Genomic DNA, 19539 nt, shown 5'->3' on the forward strand with positions numbered 1-19539 from the left:
AAATGGAGAGGAGCCAGGCGCCGAACGGCAGAAGGTGCCTGGAACTCAGTAACGTAGAATAAAGAACGGAGGCTGATTGAATGACAGCATTTGATTATTTTTTGTGGGTCATTATCCCATATTTATCATTAACAATCTTTGTAGTCGGTCATATTCATCGTTATAATACTGATCAATATGGGTGGGGAGCAAAATCAAGTGAATTCATCCAAAAGGATGATATGTTAAAATGGGGAAGTATACTATTTCATTACGGTGTCATTTTTGTATTCTTTGGGCATGTGGCGGGGGTACTGATTCCAAAGGGGTTTTATGATGTAATTGGGGTTTCAGAGCATATGTATCATTTTGGAGCGGTATGGTTTGGAGGATTAGCAGGGTTGATAATGGTTATTGGCGGTGCGCTATTAACCATTCGCCGTGTAAACAGTGTTCGTTTAAAAAAGCAAAGTTCTGCAATGGATATTGTGGTCCTCCTAATCCTTGGAGTCGTGACCGTTATCGGCTTCACAAATACAGTGGGGTATAATGCTTCCGGCGGAACATTTGATTACCGGGAAACAATCGGCCCATGGTTTAGAGGGATTCTTACTTTTCGCCCCTATCCAGAATCAATGGCAAATGCTCCGCTTGGCTTCCAGCTACATATTTTGGCTGCATTTATCTTATTTGCAGTATGGCCTTATACAAGGTTAGTCCATGTCTGGAGTTTACCGTTAGAATATTTATCTCGTAAATACATTGTTTATCGAAAAATGAATCCAAGAAAAGCAGTGAAATACGCGGAGCGGAAACAATAATACTATTGAAAAAGCCACTTTGGTGTGAATTCCAAAGTGGCTAGAAACATTTATCAATGCTCAACAAGCAAATACGTTTCTTCATCTCGATTGTGAATTTGGACAAGTACGTAAATGGTTTTAAATCGGTCAATTACATCATGATTAACCTCGTTCTTTTCATCAAGTATTTGTTTAATATCGTCAATAAGCGTTCGGAATAATTGGTGATCCCTTTTTAGCATGATTATCAATTCTTGTAAATCCGGATTTTCTTCAATCTTTTTTTGATAAAAACCATCTTCCTCAGAATCAGCATGGGCGATCGTTCTAGTCTCCCAATGCTCTACAAGAGTGCGGGCAGCAAGCAGTGCATGCTCCATTTGTCCTTCCTGAAACACTTTCTCTAAAACTTCTAATAAATCTCGTGCCTCCGTTAAAGAACCATTATGTATAGAGCGGTGTGCAGTAAGTTTATGTAAAGACGGACCTGACATTTGGTGATTTCCTCCTTAGTTGACTATATGATTAGTAGCATTATTAACAGTTCCGATGCAATGTAACCCTAATAAATAATCACCCCCCATGGTTATTATATACATATAATGAATTGAAAAGCACATAATAAACGGTGGAGGTGCTTTTGATGGAGTCAAAAAGCTATCAACAAATCTATAATGATTATAAGGAAAAAGGAGAGGAACAGGCAAGTTTGCAAATCCCGAATAGCGATACTTCCGGGAAAGATGTAATCACTGCGGTCAAGAAAAATGAGGATGGCGATATTATTGCGTTTCGAATGCAAAGCGGTAGAGAGTTAGATTACATATCAGCATTGAATGAAGCGAAGAATGGAAAAATTGCTCATGTCGATGTTTTTCATAAATATGGCCGAGACATTATTAGAAGTGAGCCGGACGGAATTAAGGAAAATAATTTAGATCATTTGCCAACCTTTTAGCTTTGAAAAATAGGTTACCAATTGGAGGTGAACTGTATGGGGTTTTTTAATAATTGGCAAATGGCGAAAATGGCTAAATATGAGGAAAAAAATATATGCCCTGAATGTAAGGGGAAAGGTATTCACTATTTTGCCGGTACAGAATTCTATTTTGGAGAACCTATTCAATGCTGCGGCTGCAGTGGAACAGGGATGTATACTGAATGGGTTAATAATTCTTGAAGATTAATGGAAGATGGGGGCTAAAGTATTGGTTTATTATGAAAGCGTTTGCCCCCCTAATCTAGCTTTACTTTTTTGAAAATTTTTCTTTAAATTGTTCATAGAACCTCTTTAAAGCCGTTTTTGCATTTTCAGTCAGCTTATAACCTTCCGTTGTTTTTTTTCCATCCCAAGCTTTCATTCCTTCTATTTGCAGCTCGAGTCCACCCTCATAAGAAAGTAAAGCTTCTCTATATTTTTCATTAAATTCTCTTACATCAATATTTTCAATGACCATCAATCTTAACTCCACTGCAATCTTATTACATTCATTTTTTGCGGTTTCCATTATTTCAATAGCCTCCTCCAACTCATCCGCTTTTTGAAGCTCAACCATGATAAGATCAAGCTCTTCCATTATCTGGTTCACAGCCAGCATTTGCTTATAAAGAGCACTTGCTTTTTCTTTTTCCGCGTCAGGCAATGTGTCGACAACGATTATATTTTGTTCATTGTTAGATGGAGGATTTGCTTTACTGCATCCTAGTAGAATGATAAAACATATAGAAAAAATAAGTATAAGTCTCATCCCATACCCCGCCTCACTATAAAGGAATATTGTATCATATGAGACTTGTCCGCAGTTTTATTCCTAGTTGTTTACATCAAATAAAAAAACACACTCTGGTGAGTGTGTTTTAGTTGGTCAAGGCTTGTAGTGGAGCTGGTATCCGTCCGCCTCTTTGAATGAGTTTATCTGAGTTAAATGGATTGACACCGATAACAGGGGCACGGCCAAGCAATCCACCGAATTCAATCATTTCACCTTCTGCTTTACCGGGAACCGGTATAACACGTACGGCCGTTGTTTTTTTGTTAATCATGCCGATGGCCGCTTCATCAGCGATCATGGCTGCGATTGTCGCCGGGGACGCATCTCCCGAAATGGCAATCATATCAAGCCCAACTGAGCAAACACAAGTCATAGCTTCAAGCTTAGATAATGTAAGGGCACCTTCAACAATCCCTCGAATCATCCCGTTATCTTCACTAACTGGAATAAATGCACCGCTAAGGCCGCCTACATAGGAGCTGGCCATCGCTCCACCTTTTTTAACTGCATCATTCATAAGGGCAAGTGCTGCAATTGTACCATGTGTTCCCACTCGCTCTAAACCGATTTCTTCTAAAATTTCTGCTACACTATCACCCATTGCATTTGTTGGTGCCAAAGATAAATCCATGATACCAAAAGGAACGTTCAAACGCTCCGCAACAACCCTTCCGATTAATTCCCCGGCACGAGTGATTTTAAACGCTGTTCTTTTAATAACTTCCGATACTTGACCCAAGTCTGCTTCCGGGTACCTCTTCAAAGCATTTAAAACAACACCGGGTCCACTAACGCCAACATTGATGACAACTTCACCTTCACCTGCGCCGTGGAAGGCACCAGCCATAAATGGATTGTCTTCAACCGGGTTACAAAAGACTACAAGTTTCGCGCAGGCTAGGCCATTTTGGTCTTTTGTTCTTTCCGCTGCTTCTTTAATAATAACGCCCATCTGGCGAACGGCGTCCATATTAATACCTGTTTTCGTTGTTGCAACAGAAATTGAGGAACAAACTCGTTCCGTTTCGGAGAGTGCTTCCGGAAGTGCATCCAATAAGGTCTGGTCACCTTTTGCAATTCCTTTATGGACTAGGGCAGAATAGCCCCCAATAAAATCAACTTCAAGCCGGTGAGCGGCTTTATCTAGTGTCTTAGCTAATTCCACCGCCTGGTCCTTTGTTGCATTTCCCAAAATCTCTGCGACGGGAGTAATTGAAATCCGTTTGTTGATAATCGGAATTCCAAACTCCTTACTCACTTGTTCCGCAACTTCTTTTAATCGTCCTGCATGCATTATTATTTTATCGAAAACCTTTTGATTCATTTTTTCGAAATCAGAGTCGGCACAATCCTTTAAGCTGATGCCCATTGTTACCGTGCGAATATCCAGGTTCTCCATTTGAACCATTCGGATGGTTTCAATCATTTCATCAATAGCAATGTTCATTGTCATAACGTTCTCCCCTTTAAATGCGATGCATGGCTTGGAATATTTCTTCGAGCTGGATGTTGATTTTGAGTCCCATTTCCTGACTGATCTGGTCAAACTTTTGTTGTAAGGAATCAAGATGTTCAATGCCAGTGACATCTACAAGCATCATCATTGTGAAAAAGTCCTGAAGAATCGTTTGGCTGATATCAAGAATATTTACTTTATTATCGGCTAAAACATTTGTTACTTTAGCAATAATCCCTACTTGGTCTTTCCCAATTACACTTACTACTGCACGTCTCATCGTCATTTAAATCACCTCATATTATTTTGGGAAAAATAAATCGCCGTTTATGATAGCAATTTTATTATTATTCGTCAATGAATAATTTGCGAAATTTTCATTCTAGCAAATATATTTTTAAAATGATTTCAACTCATTTGATATAATAATAAATGAATGAATGGCAAATGGGGAGGGTTTTTTGTAATGATTTCACTAAATAATGTATCAAGAATATTAGATGGAAAAACTGTACTTCAGAATATAGACTGGGAGATACATACCGGTGAAAATTGGGTGTTATTTGGTCTTAACGGATCTGGGAAAACAACGCTTCTCAATATTATAACGGGATACCTTTGGCCTACAACAGGAAAAGTAACTGTCTTAGGGAAGGAGTTTGGACAATATCCAATCTATGAACTCCGGAAAAAAATTGGTTTTGTAAGTTCATCTATAGATAAAATGCTGCCAGGGTATGATTATGCTGAAAATATTATCTTAAGTGGAAAATACGCAGCATTAGGCATTCATGATCATGATGTATATACCCAGGATGATATTGACTTCGCTTTGTCATTAATGGAAAAGTTTCATTGTGAAGACCTTATCCATAGAACGTTTGAAACCCTTTCGCAAGGACAAAAGCAAAAAATTATCATTCTGAGGGCATTGATGGCAAAGCCCCAGCTATTAGTCCTTGATGAGCCTTGTTCAGGGCTGGATATTCTAGCGAGGGAGCAAGTATTGGAATTTATCAATACACTTGGCATCGACCCTTTGGCACCGAGACTTCTTTATGTTACCCATCATGTTGAAGAAATTATGCCTGCATTTACACACATAACATTGCTTCGTGATGGACAAATATATGCTAAAGGTTCTGTAAAAAACATTTTAACTGGAAGTATTATGAGTGATTTCCTAGGAAGAAAAGTTCTTATTGATGAATTTAATCAACGTAATTATGTGAAATTTATAAGCTAAGTATGAGTATGATTAATGATATGGGATACATAATTATACTCCCTTCGTAAATAATAGATTAAAAATGAAGGGGGGATTGTAATGGAGCTACCGGCTCGAATAGGGGGACATGGTGGTAAGAAGGAAGATAAAAAACTTGCGTGGTGGCAGCTGTCCCTAATCGGAGTTGGATGTATTATTGGGACCGGTTATTTTCTAGGTTCAAGTATTGGGATTAAGATGACAGGACCTTCTATTCTACTTGCATTTATCCTTGCGGGATTGGGTACATACACAGTATCTGATGCACTTGGGAAAATGTCAGCAAAGGATCCGCAAAAGGGTTCATTCCGATCATATGCTAAGAAAGCCTATGGGCCATGGGCTGGATTTAGTTGCGGGTGGGTATATTGGTTTTCGGAAATGTTAATTACTGGAAGCCAGTTGACTGCACTTTCCATCCTGTCTCGCTTTTGGTTTCCAAATGTTCCATTATGGTTATTTGCTGCGATTTATGCAGTTCTTGGTGTGATTGTGGTTATGATTGGGACAAAGGGATTTGAAAGAGCGCAAAATGTATTTGCCGTCATCAAGGTAGCGGCTATTTTTATGTTTATAATTTTAGCGATTGCCATTTTATTTGGATTTTTTGGAGGAAGGGGCCATGATTTACGAATCCCGAATACGACGGGTGAGTTTCTGCCTAATGGGATGATGGGCCTATGGTCAGCGCTGATTTTCGGTTTTTACGCATTCGGTGGAATCGAAATTATGGGGATTTTAGCACCGCGGCTGAAAAATAAAGAGGATGCCAAAAAGTCAGGTGCAATCATGCTCATGATTTTAACAGTTATCTATTTACTTTCTCTTGCTTTGGCTACAGGCCTAACCGTAGCCAGTAAGTTTAATACGAAAGAAAGTCCTTTTGTAATTGCACTTGATAAATATAATCTAGAATTTTTTCCGCATGTTTTTAACGGTGGCATTATTATTGCTGGCTTCTCGACCATGGCCGCCTCTTTATTTGCTGTTACAAGTATGATTGTAACATTGGCAGAAGATGGTGATGCCCCAAAGATTTTTGCGAAAAAAGGAAGGCTTAAGGTTCCTCCATTTGCATTAAGTCTAACGATCTGTGGTCTTATCACATCGATTATTACGGCCCTCGTTATGCCTGATCGGGTTTATGAGTATATTACGACGGCAGCTGGATTAATGCTCTTGTATAATTGGATGTTTGTTCTTATTTCTTTTCCTAGACTTATAAAGGCAACTGGTTTTGATCATGTAAAACGATTTACGGGAATGGTGTTGATTATGCTAGCGGTGGCCGGAACACTTACACATTCTTCGAGTAGACCTGGCTTTTTTATAAGTATATTATTCGTCGCGCTTGTCCTGGTTGTCTTATTTATTAGGCATTTTGCGAAAGGAAAGAAAAGAAAGCGGAATTTATACCCACAAAGAATTTAAACGATAAACAGCAAGTTTCCGGAGGTGTTTACAGTGACCATTTATGTATATCAAACATTTGAGATAAAACAGGAAAAATTTAAAGAAGGAATTGAAAATTTAACGGAAATTAAAAATTATCGGAATGAGAAGTATGATCATAGGGTCGAAATATTGACACCCATTACTGGTAAAGACTTTACTTATGCCCTGTTTGCTACATATGATGGGTTGGCTGAAATGGAACTGCAAAACAAAAAGATGTTTGATGATGAGGAATATTTAAAATTGATTGGTGTTTTTTTTCTGGAAAACATTATACAAGGCAGTATGAATACACAGATTTATCGATCGATGATTGATAAGAAGAAGCAGAGTCAAGAGAAGAGTTGATGTTAATAAACGAGGGGATTTTCATCCCTCGTTTTTATTATATGGAAAAGGTCATGTACCCATGATATCCAAAATATAACCCGAACCCAATTAGTATATTCCTCTTTCCACTATATAAAGGCGGAATAGAAATGTTAATCCTGATATCAAGGATAAATTATTATCATTTGTCCATATTAAGAAAATGAAATAATAAAATAATAAAAAAAGGCGTGTAACTGATGGATTATGTAGAAAACCTTCATTCAGTTAAGAGTAGCAAAAGGTCAAAAAGTGCTTCGAAATCCAAGCCAAATAATCAAAAGTGGGCTGTTCTAGCTATCTCATCCATCCCACTTGTTATGACCTTAGGGAATTCAATGCTTATACCGGTACTTCCAGTAATGGAACGTAAGTTGGGGATCTCACCCTTTCAATCAAGCATGATTATTACAATCTATTCGATTGTAGCCATCATTCTTATTCCCATAGCTGGTTTTTTATCGGATCATTTAGGGAGAAAAAAGGTCATTATTCCAAGCTTAGTCATAGCCGCCATCGGCGGATTAATTTCAGCGTGGGCAGGATGGAAAATGGACCACCCATATGGGATTATTTTAATCGGTCGAGCTTTACAAGGGGTTGGGGCTGCGGGGGCCTTCCCAATCGTGCTTCCGCTCGTAGGCGATATGTTTAAGACCGATGAAGACGTAAGCAGCTCATTAGGACTAATTGAAACATCCAATACGCTCGGGAAAGTATTAAGTCCTATTTTGGGGGCTTTTTTGGCTGGATTTATATGGTTTATCCCATTTTTCTCCATTCCAATTTTTTGTATATTATCGATTTTACTAATGCTTTTCTTGGTGAAAACCCCCAATAGGAGACAAAAACCAACCCCTTTCAAAAAATTTATGGCGAATATGAAAAAGACCTTCAAAAACAATTGGAAATGGCTTTATGCTATTTTTATTATCGGAATTATTTTAATGTTTGTACTGTTCGCTGTTCTATTTTATTTATCTGATATTCTGGAAAAGGTTTACGATGTAAAAAATGTGAAAAAAGGTCTATTGTTGGCAATACCGTTAGGAGGATTATGTATCGCTTCTTATATTACAGGTAAATTGATTAAAGAAAACAAAGTCCTTATGAAATGGATTACCTTTGGAGGAATTATCTTACTAGCTGCTTCCATCGCAGTTCTTAGCTTTTCTAAAGATATGTGGTTTATGATTTGGCTGTTTTTAGCAAGCGGTATTGGGATAGGAGTGGCCTTACCATGTTTGGATGCGCTCATAACATCCGGAATTGAAAAGCAAGAACGTGGAACCGTTTCATCTATATACAGCTCGATGCGTTTTATCGGGGTAGCAGCGGGGCCTCCATTGATGGCTATTATGATGAAGAACACGGAAAACTCCCTATTTTATATTTTAAGTGGTCTAAGTGTGATTGCAGCTATTGCTACCTTTATGGCAATTAAGCCCGAAGAGGATTCTTCATCGACATAAAATACTGGCAGAGTAATACTTTATAAAACGAGGTTAAAACTATTCGGTTTAGCACTCGTTTTTTTTATTGCCCAAAGTCCTAAAATGGGGGATTTGACTATTTCAGTTCGTTTAGCAACTACATATATTATTCACAAAGGAGGTGTTGTAAGAATGAGTGGCGTTGGATACGGATATGCCGGAGGTTTTGCTTTAATTGTAGTTTTGTTTATCCTTTTAATTATTGTAGGTGCAGCTTACGTATATTAGAATTAGCATAGCTTGTTTTGGATATTATAATTAAAAAGTTAGGAGGGTTAAAATGCCATTTGGTGCAGGATATGGATTTGGTAGATACCCCTTTGGACGCCCTTTTGGTGGCCTTGGGTATGGTAGATACCCCTTTGGAACATCTGTAGCAGGATATGGCTATGGTGGATACGGCTTCGGTGCACCTGTTGCTGGCTTTGGTTATGGTGCCGGTGGTGGCTTTACGCTAATTGTCGTATTATTTATCCTCCTTGTCATTATTGGTGCATTGTATTATTAAAATGAGTGATTGAATATCAAGAACCTACCCAATGGTAGGTTTTTTTTTGGTAAATTTTTAACTCTAGTCATTCTTCTCCTTTTCAACTATTGTTATAAAAAAAGGGGTTGATATAATGCGATATTGTTCAGTAAAAGAAATTGAAAATATTTATAATATTGAAAAGGTCCGGAACAATGCACGGTTGTTATGGTATAAAATAGCCGAAGGATATGAAATCATTCCCTATTCATATGTTGATCACCATACATTCATATCAGAGTATGAAAAATATATTTTCAAAGGTTGGAAGTTCATTATAAATGCTGATGGATCATTATCGTTAATAAGAACAATAAAAACTGCAGACTTTTTTATCCATATAGATAAAAACGGAAGAGAAACCTACAAAATCCTAGCTTTATCAAGTGTTATGTAGTTCACAATATATCTTCGATGGTGCAACTTATGGTTCACCATCTTTTTTTTGGCTTAAACTACTGAATAATATCTGGACTCCTGGACAAATTATTTACGTAAAAGAAAATTTCAGGAGGTATTTATTTACATGATGAATAATCAACAACCGCAATTAGGTGCACATGAATTGATGGAGATCCATGAAGTATTGTGTAATGCGATAGACGGCATTAACCAATTTCAATTGTATCAACCACATTGCCAGGACTCTCAGCTTCAAAATATTTTGCAAAACCAGGTTAGCTTTATGATAAATGAATACAATCAACTGGTGAGTTTGTTAAGTAATAAGACGAATGTAGGTAATATGGGAGCAGTGCGTACGAGTATGAATACTAATATGCGGACAAATACGAATTTTAGTCCTACATACGGCCTACGCAACCCTTCACCAAATCAACCAAATACATCTATGCAACAAATGGATGACCGCGATGTGGCTTCTGGAATGCTGGGATGTCATAAGGCGTCGGCAACGATGAAGATGCATGCTGCGTTAGAATGTGCTGATCCGCAAATCAGAAGCACATTCATCCAAGGTGCGAAAAACTGTGCCGATCAGGCTTATGAAGTTTGGCAATATATGAATTCAAAAGGATACTACCAAGTACCAACCTTAAAGGAAATGACAACACAAACGTATAGTAGTGTCTACCAACCTGCAACTGGTATGAATTCAATGAATCAAAACTTTAATACCATTTGAAGAAGTTTTATATATAAAAACGAGTCATCAATTGTTTGACTCGTTTTTTCTTTTCTGAATGTCTTAAATATATGTAGTACATGGGTGCATCTCTGAATACAATTTTTCAGACAAGATATTTTAGGGGTGTGAAGATGAGTATTTTTCTTAGTTATGTGTTTTTAGGGTTATCCTTGGCAGCACCAATTGGTCCTGTTAATGCAGCGCAATTAGACAGAGGTATCAAATATGGCTTTATTCATTCCTGGCTTGTCGGGATAGGGGCAATGATGGCCGACGGTATCTATATGTTGATTGTTTATTTAGGGTTAGTTACTTTTATTGATACCCCAATCGTACAAACATTTCTATGGCTATTTGGAGCTTTTGTATTACTTTATACGGGTTTTGAAAGTATGATCAATGCCGGAAAGATTAACATTGAGAATTCCCGACATTTCGAGCCTTTTCACAAAGCTTTTTTATCAGGTTTTATGATGTCGTTAACGAATCCTTTAACAATCCTGTTTTGGCTTGGTATCTATGGCTCTTTGTTGGCAAGGACAGCAGCCACAGCAACGAAAAACGAACTTATCATTTATAGTATAGCGATACTTTTAGGTTTATTAGTTTGGGATTTAACAATGGCTACAGTGTCAAGCAGTTTTCGAAAAATTTTAACCTCTCGTTTACTAGTATTGATATCAGGTGTATCTGGACTATCACTGATTGGATTTGGTGTTTTTTTTGCTTATCAAGGAGTAAAATTATTGATGGGTTAAGTGTTATCAACTTTTCGAAATAATCTGTTGGCGTGTTTTGCTCCTTTTTTTTTTTTGAATTTTTTCCTCTTTTGCTCCGAGTATTCCTTTATTATTTCTCCTTTTATTATAATTTAAAAATTTAAATAAAAATTATACATCAACTCCTTATTCCTGTTACTTCCAATAAAAAGTGCGATAAAGCCTTTTGATGCTTACGACTAAGCGCTTTCATTGGTTTTTAATATTCAGTCAATAGAGCGCTTACAACACGAATGATATCATAAATAGATTGATTATATTAATGATTGATATTGTTTAGAATGATTTAGCTGAATAAAATAAAAAACAAGAACAATTTATAAGATTTTAATATTGAATTTAGAATAGTGAAATGGATTCATGCTGTTTTATAGCATATGTAAGGGGTGGCATAATGAGTCAAGCTAAACAACCAATGAGTCAGGGTGTTTATCATCCACGAAATGAACATGATGCTTGTGGAATTGGGTTTATAGCCAATTTAAAAGGAAAAGCATCACATCAGATTGTGCAGCAGGGGATTACGATGCTGTGCAGATTAGAGCATCGCGGAGGTCAAGCGGATGACCTGGACACCGGTGACGGTGCGGGAATTCTTACTCAGCTTCCACATGATTTTTTTCAAAGAGAATGTTCTCAATTTCGTTTGAAAGTTCAAGGAACGTACGGTGTTGGCATGGTATTTTTGCCTCAAGATATCTTATTAAGAAGGCAATGCGAAGATGCATTTAATAAAACCATTGAAGAAGAAGGGCAAGTTTTGCTTGGGTGGAGAACAGTGCCAACAAATGATGAAAAAATCGGCACAAAAGCAAAAGAAAGTCAGCCATTTGTTCGTCAAGTATTTATTGGAAAAGCAGTTGAAGCGTATGATGATGATTCTTTTGAACGTACGTTGTTTATCATTCGTAAAAGAACAGAAAAAATCGTTCGTGAAAAGCTGTTGGCTGTTTCTGAAATGTTTTACGTTGCTAGTCTGTCTGCACGTTCTATCGTCTATAAAGGAATGCTGACTCCTGAGCAGTTGGCGGAATATTATCTTGATTTGAAGGATGCAGCATTTGCATCAACGTTTGCCCTTGTTCATTCTCGCTTTAGTACAAATACATTTCCAAGCTGGGGCAGGGCGCATCCGAACCGGATGTTGATTCATAACGGCGAAATCAATACAGTGAATGGCAATAGGATCTGGATGAAAGCGCGCGAAAAATTAATAGAAAATTCAAATTTTAATAAAAAGTTAAATGAAATGATACCTATCATCGATGAAAGCGGCAGTGATTCATCTTCATTTGATAATTGTTTGGAATTTTTGGTCCGGGCTGGGCGCTCGTTGCCCCATGCTGCCATGATGATGGTTCCGGAGCCGTGGGAAAAGGATGAATCAATGGATGATGATCTCAAAGCCTTCTATGAGTTTCACAGTCACTTGATGGAACCTTGGGACGGCCCTGCGGCCTTTGCATTTACCGATGGTCTGCAAATAGGGGCCATGCAGGATCGCAATGGCCTCCGACCTGCTCGCTATTATGTGACTGTTGACGGAACAATCATTTTTGCCTCTGAAGCGGGTGTTATTGACATTGAGCCTGATTTAATACTTGAAAAAGGCAGATTAAGTCCCGGAAAAATACTTCTAGTTGATTTAAAACAAGGACAGATTATTCCCGACGATCAGGTAAAAAACATGATTGCCGGTGAATACCCTTACCGGGAATGGTTGAACCTGAACAGAGTGAATATCAATGAAGGTTCAGCTGGAAAACGGCAGCAAACTATGAATATGCTTCAACTTGGCAAATTACTTCATGCATTTGGATATACAAACGAGGAGTTGAAGAAAGTCATTGGAGCAATGGCAATCGATGGAAAGGAACCGATAAATTCAATGGGGAATGATATGCCCTTAGCGGTTTTATCTGATCATTCACAGCTTTTATACAATTATTTTAAACAATTATTTGCCCAGGTAACTAATCCACCGATTGATGCCATGCGCGAGCAATATGTAACATCAACAGCCACGCTTTTAGGGGCAGAAGGTGATCTTCTTAATCCAAAAGCAGACAGCTGCCGCCGTGTAAAATTAGAAACACCGATCATTTCTAATCTTGATTTAACAAAAATTCGTCATATGACCCAGCCACATTTTAAATCAGAAACATTTTCAATCGTTTTTGAAGCAGCAAAAAGGGGAGCGGGATTAAAAGCCGCCTTAGATGATTTATTCAACATGGTAGATCAAGCGGTAAAGGATGGGGTTTCCAATATTATTTTGTCCGATAAAGGATTGACTCAAGAATTTGCAGGGATTCCAGCGTTGTTAGCTTTAAGCGGGCTTCACCATCATTTAGTACGCCAAGGAACAAGAATGAAAGTCAGTCTCATTGTGGAAACGGGTGAAGCAAGGGATGTTCATCAGTTAGCGTTGCTTATAGGTTATGGTGCAGATGCAATCAACCCATATTTGGCCATTGCTAGTATTGAGGAAATGGTGGGAAAGCAGGAGTTAAAAATAGACTTAGAGCTAGCTGTAAAAAACTATCTTAAAGGTGCAACAGAGGGCATTGTAAAAATCATGTCAAAAATGGGGATTTCGACTATTCAAAGTTATCGTGGTGCCCAAGTGTTTGAAGCAGTTGGCATCGATACTGAGGTAGTTGAAAAATATTTCACTGGAACTGCGTCTGTGTTGGGCGGAATTACACTTGATGAAATTGCCGAAGAAGTATTGCTCCGCCACGAAATAGCATTTAATGAAAAAGACCAGGCATTAAAACCGGGTAGTGATTTTCAATATCGAAAAGATGGAGAAACACATGCGATGAATCCGGAAGTGATTAAAATGCTGAAAAATGCCTGCCGTACAGGCGACTATGAACTCTATAAAAAATATGCAGAAAAAGCGAATCATGACAAGCTTATTTTTGTTCGTAATTTGTTAGCTTTTAAAGAAACAAATCCGATTCCAATTGATGAAGTCGAGCCCGTTGAAGCAATTGTTCGCCGTTTTAAAACAGGAGCAATGTCATATGGCTCCCTTAGCAGGGAAGCCCATGAAACATTAGCAATCGCCATGAATCGAATCGGTGGAAAAAGCAACAGTGGTGAAGGTGGGGAGCATCCTGATCGCTATAAAGCGGATGTCAATAGTGATTCCCGACGCAGTGCGATTAAGCAAGTTGCTTCCGGACGCTTCGGAGTGACAAGTCACTACTTAGTAAATTGTGATGAAATCCAAATCAAAATGGCGCAGGGTGCGAAACCAGGCGAGGGTGGCCAGCTGCCAGGGCATAAAGTATATCCATGGATTGCAGAAGTGCGCAGCTCGACTCCGGGTGTCGGTTTAATTTCGCCGCCACCCCACCATGATATCTATTCAATTGAAGATTTAGCACAGCTTATCCATGATTTAAAAAATGCCAATCCAAAGGCTAGAATCAGCGTTAAGCTTGTAGCAAAGGCTGGGGTTGGGACGATTGCAGCGGGTGTTGCAAAAGCGCTGGCCGATGTCATTTTAATTAGCGGAGGTGATGGCGGAACGGGTGCAGCGCCAAGATCAAGCATTAAGCACGCTGGCATCCCTTGGGAGATTGGTTTGTCAGAGGCGCATCAAACGCTGTTATTAAACGGCCTTCGAAATCGCGTTGTCCTAGAGGCTGATGGGAAGCTAATGACAGGTAGGGATATCGTAATAGCTACTTTATTAGGTGCTGAGGAATATGGGTTTGCCTCAACTGCCTTAGTAGTTCTAGGCTGTGTGATGGTGCGGCAATGCCACCTTAACACCTGCCCGGTCGGTATTGCTACGCAAGACCCAGAGCTTCGCAAAAAGTTTCTTGGGAAGCCAGAGGATGTTATAAATTTCATGAGCTTTATTGCCCAGGATGTTCGTGAAATAATGGCGCAGTTAGGGTTCAGAACGATAAATGAAATGGTCGGACGGACAGATTTATTAACGCATAATAAACAAGCAAGCTCCCATTGGAAAGCAAAAAACTTAGATATATCGCCGCTTCTTTTCCAGCCTTCCATTGATGGGGAAAGGTATAACGTGCATAAGCAAGACCATGGTCTCGAGGATTCGCTTGATTATAAACAGTTGTTACGTGTTTGCGAGCCGTCTCTAGAGAAAAAACAGCAGGTATATGGTACCTTCCCAATTAAAAATAGCAACAGAACCGTAGGCACTATGTTAGGTAGTGAGGTTACGAAACGCTATGGTAGGGAAGGGCTTCCGGAAGATACATTACGCCTAAACTTTATTGGATCTGCAGGCTTGAGCTTTGGTTCTTTTCTTCCGAAAGGCGTTACGTTTACGCTTGAAGGGGACGCAAATGATTATATTGGCAAAGGGTTATCTGGCGGGAAAATCATTGTTCGTCCATCTGAAAAGTCTATTTTTGTTCCTGAAGAAAATACGATTATCGGGAACGTTGCCTTTTATGGTGCCACTTCGGGTGAAGCCTACATCCGCGGCCTTGCCGGCGAACGTTTCTGCGTTAGAAACAGCGGTGTAAACGCAGTTGTAGAAGGAATTGGTGACCATGGCTGTGAGTATATGACAGGAGGATGTGTAGTTGTCCTTGGCTCTGTTGGTAAAAACTTTGCTGCTGGCATGTCTGGAGGGACTGCCTATATATTGGCAGAGGATATAGCGGCATTTCGGAAACAGTGCAATCTTGAATTAATTGATGTTGGTCGATTGACAAATGACGATGACAAAAATGAATTACAACAGTTTATTCAAAATCATTTTCAATATACAAGAAGTGCTCGTGCTTCCTATATTCTAAATCACTGGGAAGAAAGCTTAACAAACTGGGTGAAGGTGATTCCGAAAGAATATAAACGATTTTTGCAGTTGAAGCAAGAAGGCATACCTAGGAAGAATTCGTGTCAACAAGCACAAAAATAGGGGCATAAGGAGGTATTCTATTTCCATTGTAGGAGGAAAAGAAATGGAAACGATAGATTATATTCAAGAACTATTTGCAGACAGAATTGGGGGCTCTGAATTTGGTTTAAAAGAAGAAATATATAAGTTCGAAAAAATAAAAAGAGCAAAACGGGCGGCAAACAAAGCAAATCCAACAATAAAATTGATTGATTTAGGTGTTGGGGAACCAGATGCCATGGCGGATAAAATGGTTGTGGAGAAATTAGCGGAGGAAGCATGCAAATCAGAAAACCGTTTTTATGCCGATAATGGAATTGCGGAATTCAAAGAGGCTGCTGCCGAGTATATGAAAGATGTATTTGGTGTAAGCAATCTTAGCCCGGAAACTGAAATTAACCATTTCATCGGTTCAAAGCCGGCGCTTGCAATGCTTCCCACCGCTTTTATTAACCCAGGCGACATCACCATCATGCCATCTCCTAATTATCCCATCTTAGGCACACATACTAAATATTGTGGTGGTGATGTGTTCACCATACCGCTTACAGAGGAAAATGGATTTTTACCCGACCTTGATATTATAAGTGAAGTTGTCCTACAAAAAGCAAAATTTATTTATTTGAACTATCCTAATAATCCGACAGGAGCGGTTGCAAATCGTACGTTTTTTGAAAAAGTTATTCAATTCGCGAGAAAAAATGAGCTAATCGTTATTCATGACGCTGCATATGCAGCCTTAGTTTTTGATGGTGAAAAAGCTTTAAGCTTCCTATCTATACCAGGTGCAAAGGAAGTTGGTGTTGAGCTACATTCTTTATCAAAATCATTTAACATGACAGGCTGGCGCATTGGTTTTATTGCTGGAAACGAAAAAGTCGTTAAAGCCTTTGCGACAATTAAAGATAATAGTGATTCCGGACAGTTTATAGCAATTCAGAAAGCTGCAGCCTATGCTCTTCAACATCCTGAAATCACTAAGAAAACTGCTGAAAAATATTCGCGGCGCCACGAAATGTTAGCCAATGCATTAAGAGACTGCGGCTTTCAAGCCAAAAAACCAAAAGGATCCTTTTTCTTATATACAAAGGCACCGAAGGGAGTTGAAAATGGTCCGACATTTAAGTCAGCTGAAGAATTCAGCCAATATTTAATAGTAAAGCATTTAATTTCTACTGTACCATGGGATGATGCCGGTCATTATGTAAGATTTTCGGTTACATTCCAGGCTGATGGTATCGAAGAAGAAAAAAGAGTTATTGATGAAATCAAATCTAGACTTAGCAAGACGAAATTTATTTTCTAATTGGGAGGAGGGTTGGAATGCAATTTACGAAAATGCATGGTTTAGGAAACAATTATGTATTCTTTAATCTATTGGAGATCCCAATGGAAAACATCGACTTTGCACAGTTATCAAGACAAGTATCTGATGTTAACTTTGGCATAGGCTCAGATGGAATCATTTTAATATGTCCATCTGAAAGAGCTGATTTTAAAATGAGAATATTTAATGAGGATGGGTCTGAAGCGAAAAATTGCGGTAACGGTCTCCGTTGTGTTGCCAAGTATTTATACGATCACAATTACGCTGTAACACCTACATTTACGATTGAAACATTAGGCGGAGATGTTTCTGTTGAAGTTGAAGTCGATAAATCAAGATTGGTTCGTTTTGTGACTGTTGATATGGGTGAGCCAAAACTACTGAAAAAAGAATTCCCGATGAAAGGCAATCCGGATTCCACAACAATAAACGAATCTCTTAATATAGGCGATATAAATTATTTGATGACTTGTGTATCCATGGGCAACCCACATACGATTATCTTTGTTGACGATGTAAAGGGAGTTCCTCTGGAGAGAATTGGTCCTATTATCGAAAATGCTCCTTTATTTCTTGAGCGGGTAAATGTGGGGGTTGTACAAGTGAAAAATCACCAAGAGATTGACTTTCGCGTATGGGAGAGAGGATCAGGAATCACGATGGCCTGCGGTACAGGTGCCTGTGCAGCGGTGGTGGCAGCTACCCTAATTCATAAACTAGATCGCTATGTTCCGATAACAGTCCATCTTCCTGGAGGGGATTTGACCATATGCTGGGACGAAAATAATCATGTGTGGAAGCGTGGGGAAGCCGCTTATATTTGTCATGGTGAGTTGGCATTCACCGACAGCCATTTTCATTGAGTCAAATTCAAAAAAACGGGAGGGAACGGTAATGAAATATACGAAAGAGAAAGTTTTAGAGTTAGTGAAGGAGGAAGACGTAAGATTCATCCGCCTGCAATTTACAGACCTTTTCGGGACGATTAAAAATGTTGAAATCCCAGTCAGCCAGTTAGGGAAGGCGCTAGATAATAAGTGCATGTTTGACGGATCATCAATCGAAGGGTTTGTGCGCATTGAAGAATCAGATATGTATTTATACCCTGATTTAGACACCTTTGTCATCTTTCCATGGACTGCGGAAAAAGGAAAAGTAGCCCGTTTTATTTGTGATATTTACCATCCAGATGGAACACCTTTTGAAGGAGACCCACGCAATAACTTAAAACGCGTCTTAGCGGAAATGAGAGAGCTAGGTTTTACCGATTTCAATCTTGGACCTGAGCCTGAATTCTTCTTATTTAAATTGAATGAAAATGAAGAGCCATCATTGGAGTTAAATGATCAAGGGGGATACTTTGATTTAGCGCCAACTGACTTAGGGGAAAACTGCCGCCGCGATATAGTATTAGAGCTTGAGGAAATGGGTTTTGAAATTGAAGCGTCACATCACGAAGTCGCACCGGGTCAGCATGAAATTGATTTTAAATATCAAAACGCACTGAAAGCTTGTGATGATATCCAAACATTTAAGCTTGTTGTTAAAACCATTGCCCGCAAGCATGGATTGCATGCGACATTTATGGCAAAGCCGCTTTTTGGTGTAAACGGCTCAGGTATGCATTGTAACTTATCTTTGTTCAAGAATGGCGTAAATGCTTTTTATGATAAAAATAGTGAGCTTGAATTAAGTGATACAGCTAGACAGTTTATTGCTGGAATTTTAAAGCATGTACCTAATTTTACGGCAATTACAAATCCAACTGTCAATTCATATAAACGTTTAGTTCCTGGTTATGAGGCACCTTGCTATGTTGCATGGTCAGCTAGAAACAGAAGCCCGCTTATCCGGATTCCAGCTTCTAGGGGGATGAGTACCCGTATTGAAGTACGCAGTGTCGACCCATCAGCAAATCCTTATTTGGCAATGGCAGTCCAGCTTGCAGCAGGTTTAGATGGCATCAAAAATAAATTAATCCCGCCAACACCTATTGACCGTAACATCTACGTCATGACGAGACAAGAGCGTATGGAAAATGGCATTGTTGATTTGCCTGCAACACTCGCTCAAGCACTCGAAAACTTAAAGGGAGATAAAGTGATTACAGAAGCGTTGGGAACCCATTTATTAGAGCATTTTATTGAAGCGAAGGAAATTGAATGGGATCTATTCCGTACAGCAGTACATCCATGGGAACGTGAGCAGTATTTGACACAATATTAATCAAGCGAAGCAATTTGGGGATGGGGAAAATTATCTATGA

The 19539-nt window shown here is 38.9% G+C and carries 20 protein-coding genes; 16 read left to right on the plus strand and 4 right to left on the minus strand.

The genetic code is table 11. From position 1 onward, the window contains the following. Nucleotides 1–80 precede the first annotated feature (80 nt). Entirely contained in the window at nucleotides 81–800 is a 720-nt protein-coding gene (gene narI, locus ACNQFZ_RS18770; protein WP_458412829.1) for a respiratory nitrate reductase subunit gamma, read from the plus strand. Between the two features lie 53 nt (nucleotides 801–853). Here narI and ACNQFZ_RS18775 read toward each other — a convergent pair whose 3' ends face one another. Further along, a complete protein-coding gene (locus tag ACNQFZ_RS18775; RefSeq protein ID WP_458412830.1) occupies nucleotides 854–1276 on the minus strand; it encodes a hemerythrin domain-containing protein in 423 nt (140 codons plus the stop codon). 149 nt (nucleotides 1277–1425) lie between these two features. Between ACNQFZ_RS18775 and ACNQFZ_RS18780 the strand changes: the two genes are divergently transcribed. Together ACNQFZ_RS18780 and ACNQFZ_RS18785 are read left to right on the plus strand one after the other, a co-directional pair. Beyond that, nucleotides 1426–1740 (plus strand): DUF3892 domain-containing protein, encoded by a 315-nt coding sequence (locus ACNQFZ_RS18780; protein WP_458412831.1) that lies wholly within the window; start codon nucleotides 1426–1428, stop codon nucleotides 1738–1740. Nucleotides 1741–1776: 36 nt separating this feature from the next. Further along, the gene (locus tag ACNQFZ_RS18785; RefSeq protein WP_458412832.1) at nucleotides 1777–1962 is read left to right on the plus strand and encodes a hypothetical protein; all 186 of its coding nucleotides are present in this window, start codon (nucleotides 1777–1779) and stop codon (nucleotides 1960–1962) included. A 67-nt stretch (nucleotides 1963–2029) separates the two neighbouring features. Here the strand turns inward: ACNQFZ_RS18785 and ACNQFZ_RS18790 are convergent, their stop codons facing one another. The 3 genes from ACNQFZ_RS18790 to ACNQFZ_RS18800 form a co-directional block, all read right to left on the minus strand. After that, nucleotides 2030–2530 carry a hypothetical protein gene (locus ACNQFZ_RS18790; protein WP_458412833.1) on the minus strand — a complete coding sequence of 167 codons (501 nt, stop codon included), beginning with the start codon at nucleotides 2528–2530 and terminating at the stop codon, nucleotides 2030–2032. A gap of 109 nt (nucleotides 2531–2639) precedes the next feature. Then, nucleotides 2640–4001 (minus strand): DUF711 family protein, encoded by a 1362-nt coding sequence (locus ACNQFZ_RS18795; protein ID WP_458415447.1) that lies wholly within the window; start codon nucleotides 3999–4001, stop codon nucleotides 2640–2642. A 19-nt stretch (nucleotides 4002–4020) separates the two neighbouring features. Further along, nucleotides 4021–4296 (minus strand): ACT domain-containing protein, encoded by a 276-nt coding sequence (locus ACNQFZ_RS18800; protein ID WP_458412834.1) that lies wholly within the window; start codon nucleotides 4294–4296, stop codon nucleotides 4021–4023. A 180-nt stretch (nucleotides 4297–4476) separates the two neighbouring features. Between ACNQFZ_RS18800 and ACNQFZ_RS18805 the strand changes: the two genes are divergently transcribed. The 13 genes from ACNQFZ_RS18805 (at nucleotide 4477) to glnA (ending at nucleotide 19499) form a co-directional block, all read left to right on the plus strand. Then, nucleotides 4477–5256 (plus strand): ABC transporter ATP-binding protein, encoded by a 780-nt coding sequence (locus tag ACNQFZ_RS18805; RefSeq protein WP_458412835.1) that lies wholly within the window; start codon nucleotides 4477–4479, stop codon nucleotides 5254–5256. A gap of 81 nt (nucleotides 5257–5337) precedes the next feature. Further along, nucleotides 5338–6708, plus strand: a complete 1371-nt coding sequence (locus ACNQFZ_RS18810) for an amino acid permease (RefSeq protein ID WP_458412836.1) — start codon at nucleotides 5338–5340, stop codon at nucleotides 6706–6708. Nucleotides 6709–6741: 33 nt separating this feature from the next. Further along, complete coding sequence (locus ACNQFZ_RS18815; protein WP_458412837.1) at nucleotides 6742–7080, plus strand: hypothetical protein; 339 nt, start codon at nucleotides 6742–6744, stop codon at nucleotides 7078–7080. Between the two features lie 221 nt (nucleotides 7081–7301). Continuing rightward, a complete protein-coding gene (locus ACNQFZ_RS18820; protein ID WP_458412838.1) occupies nucleotides 7302–8573 on the plus strand; it encodes an MFS transporter in 1272 nt (423 codons plus the stop codon). Nucleotides 8574–8726: 153 nt separating this feature from the next. Beyond that, nucleotides 8727–8822, plus strand: a complete 96-nt coding sequence (locus ACNQFZ_RS18825; RefSeq protein ID WP_458412839.1) for a YjcZ family sporulation protein — start codon at nucleotides 8727–8729, stop codon at nucleotides 8820–8822. Nucleotides 8823–8874: 52 nt separating this feature from the next. After that, a complete protein-coding gene (locus tag ACNQFZ_RS18830) occupies nucleotides 8875–9102 on the plus strand; it encodes a YjcZ family sporulation protein (RefSeq protein ID WP_458412840.1) in 228 nt (75 codons plus the stop codon). A gap of 115 nt (nucleotides 9103–9217) precedes the next feature. After that, nucleotides 9218–9520, plus strand: coding sequence for a hypothetical protein (locus tag ACNQFZ_RS18835; protein WP_458412841.1), 303 nt, complete (start codon nucleotides 9218–9220; stop codon nucleotides 9518–9520). A gap of 129 nt (nucleotides 9521–9649) precedes the next feature. Next, entirely contained in the window at nucleotides 9650–10267 is a 618-nt protein-coding gene (locus ACNQFZ_RS18840; RefSeq protein WP_458412842.1) for a spore coat protein, read from the plus strand. Between the two features lie 134 nt (nucleotides 10268–10401). Continuing rightward, nucleotides 10402–11028: a LysE family transporter gene (locus ACNQFZ_RS18845; protein WP_458412843.1), complete on the plus strand. Its 627-nt coding sequence runs from the start codon at nucleotides 10402–10404 to the stop codon at nucleotides 11026–11028. A gap of 415 nt (nucleotides 11029–11443) precedes the next feature. Continuing rightward, complete coding sequence (gene gltB / locus ACNQFZ_RS18850) at nucleotides 11444–15967, plus strand: glutamate synthase large subunit (protein ID WP_458412844.1); 4524 nt, start codon at nucleotides 11444–11446, stop codon at nucleotides 15965–15967. 43 nt (nucleotides 15968–16010) lie between these two features. Beyond that, entirely contained in the window at nucleotides 16011–17252 is a 1242-nt protein-coding gene (locus tag ACNQFZ_RS18855) for an LL-diaminopimelate aminotransferase (RefSeq protein WP_458412845.1), read from the plus strand. Nucleotides 17253–17269: 17 nt separating this feature from the next. Further along, complete coding sequence (gene dapF, locus ACNQFZ_RS18860) at nucleotides 17270–18136, plus strand: diaminopimelate epimerase (RefSeq protein WP_458412846.1); 867 nt, start codon at nucleotides 17270–17272, stop codon at nucleotides 18134–18136. Nucleotides 18137–18167: 31 nt separating this feature from the next. Next, on the plus strand, nucleotides 18168–19499 hold the full coding sequence (gene glnA, locus ACNQFZ_RS18865; protein ID WP_458412847.1) for a type I glutamate--ammonia ligase: 1332 nt from the start codon (nucleotides 18168–18170) through the stop codon (nucleotides 19497–19499). Nucleotides 19500–19539 lie beyond the last annotated feature (40 nt).

The organism is Schinkia acidoalkalinis (assembly GCF_054301215.1).

Bases quoted from the DNA above. Each gene is read 5' to 3' on its own strand.
- narI (WP_458412829.1), top strand. From the start codon at position 81: ATGACAGCATTTGATTATTTTTTGTGGGTCATTATCCCATATTTATCA.
- ACNQFZ_RS18775 (WP_458412830.1), bottom strand. From the start codon at position 1,276: ATGTCAGGTCCGTCTTTACATAAACTTACTGCACACCGCTCTATACAT.
- ACNQFZ_RS18780 (WP_458412831.1), top strand. From the start codon at position 1,426: ATGGAGTCAAAAAGCTATCAACAAATCTATAATGATTATAAGGAAAAA.
- ACNQFZ_RS18785 (WP_458412832.1), top strand. From the start codon at position 1,777: ATGGGGTTTTTTAATAATTGGCAAATGGCGAAAATGGCTAAATATGAG.
- ACNQFZ_RS18790 (WP_458412833.1), bottom strand. From the start codon at position 2,530: ATGAGACTTATACTTATTTTTTCTATATGTTTTATCATTCTACTAGGA.
- ACNQFZ_RS18795 (WP_458415447.1), bottom strand. From the start codon at position 4,001: ATGAACATTGCTATTGATGAAATGATTGAAACCATCCGAATGGTTCAA.
- ACNQFZ_RS18800 (WP_458412834.1), bottom strand. From the start codon at position 4,296: ATGACGATGAGACGTGCAGTAGTAAGTGTAATTGGGAAAGACCAAGTA.
- ACNQFZ_RS18805 (WP_458412835.1), top strand. From the start codon at position 4,477: ATGATTTCACTAAATAATGTATCAAGAATATTAGATGGAAAAACTGTA.
- ACNQFZ_RS18810 (WP_458412836.1), top strand. From the start codon at position 5,338: ATGGAGCTACCGGCTCGAATAGGGGGACATGGTGGTAAGAAGGAAGAT.
- ACNQFZ_RS18820 (WP_458412838.1), top strand. From the start codon at position 7,302: ATGGATTATGTAGAAAACCTTCATTCAGTTAAGAGTAGCAAAAGGTCA.
- ACNQFZ_RS18825 (WP_458412839.1), top strand. From the start codon at position 8,727: ATGAGTGGCGTTGGATACGGATATGCCGGAGGTTTTGCTTTAATTGTA.
- ACNQFZ_RS18830 (WP_458412840.1), top strand. From the start codon at position 8,875: ATGCCATTTGGTGCAGGATATGGATTTGGTAGATACCCCTTTGGACGC.
- ACNQFZ_RS18835 (WP_458412841.1), top strand. From the start codon at position 9,218: ATGCGATATTGTTCAGTAAAAGAAATTGAAAATATTTATAATATTGAA.
- ACNQFZ_RS18840 (WP_458412842.1), top strand. From the start codon at position 9,650: ATGATGAATAATCAACAACCGCAATTAGGTGCACATGAATTGATGGAG.
- ACNQFZ_RS18845 (WP_458412843.1), top strand. From the start codon at position 10,402: ATGAGTATTTTTCTTAGTTATGTGTTTTTAGGGTTATCCTTGGCAGCA.
- gltB (WP_458412844.1), top strand. From the start codon at position 11,444: ATGAGTCAAGCTAAACAACCAATGAGTCAGGGTGTTTATCATCCACGA.
- ACNQFZ_RS18855 (WP_458412845.1), top strand. From the start codon at position 16,011: ATGGAAACGATAGATTATATTCAAGAACTATTTGCAGACAGAATTGGG.
- dapF (WP_458412846.1), top strand. From the start codon at position 17,270: ATGCAATTTACGAAAATGCATGGTTTAGGAAACAATTATGTATTCTTT.
- glnA (WP_458412847.1), top strand. From the start codon at position 18,168: ATGAAATATACGAAAGAGAAAGTTTTAGAGTTAGTGAAGGAGGAAGAC.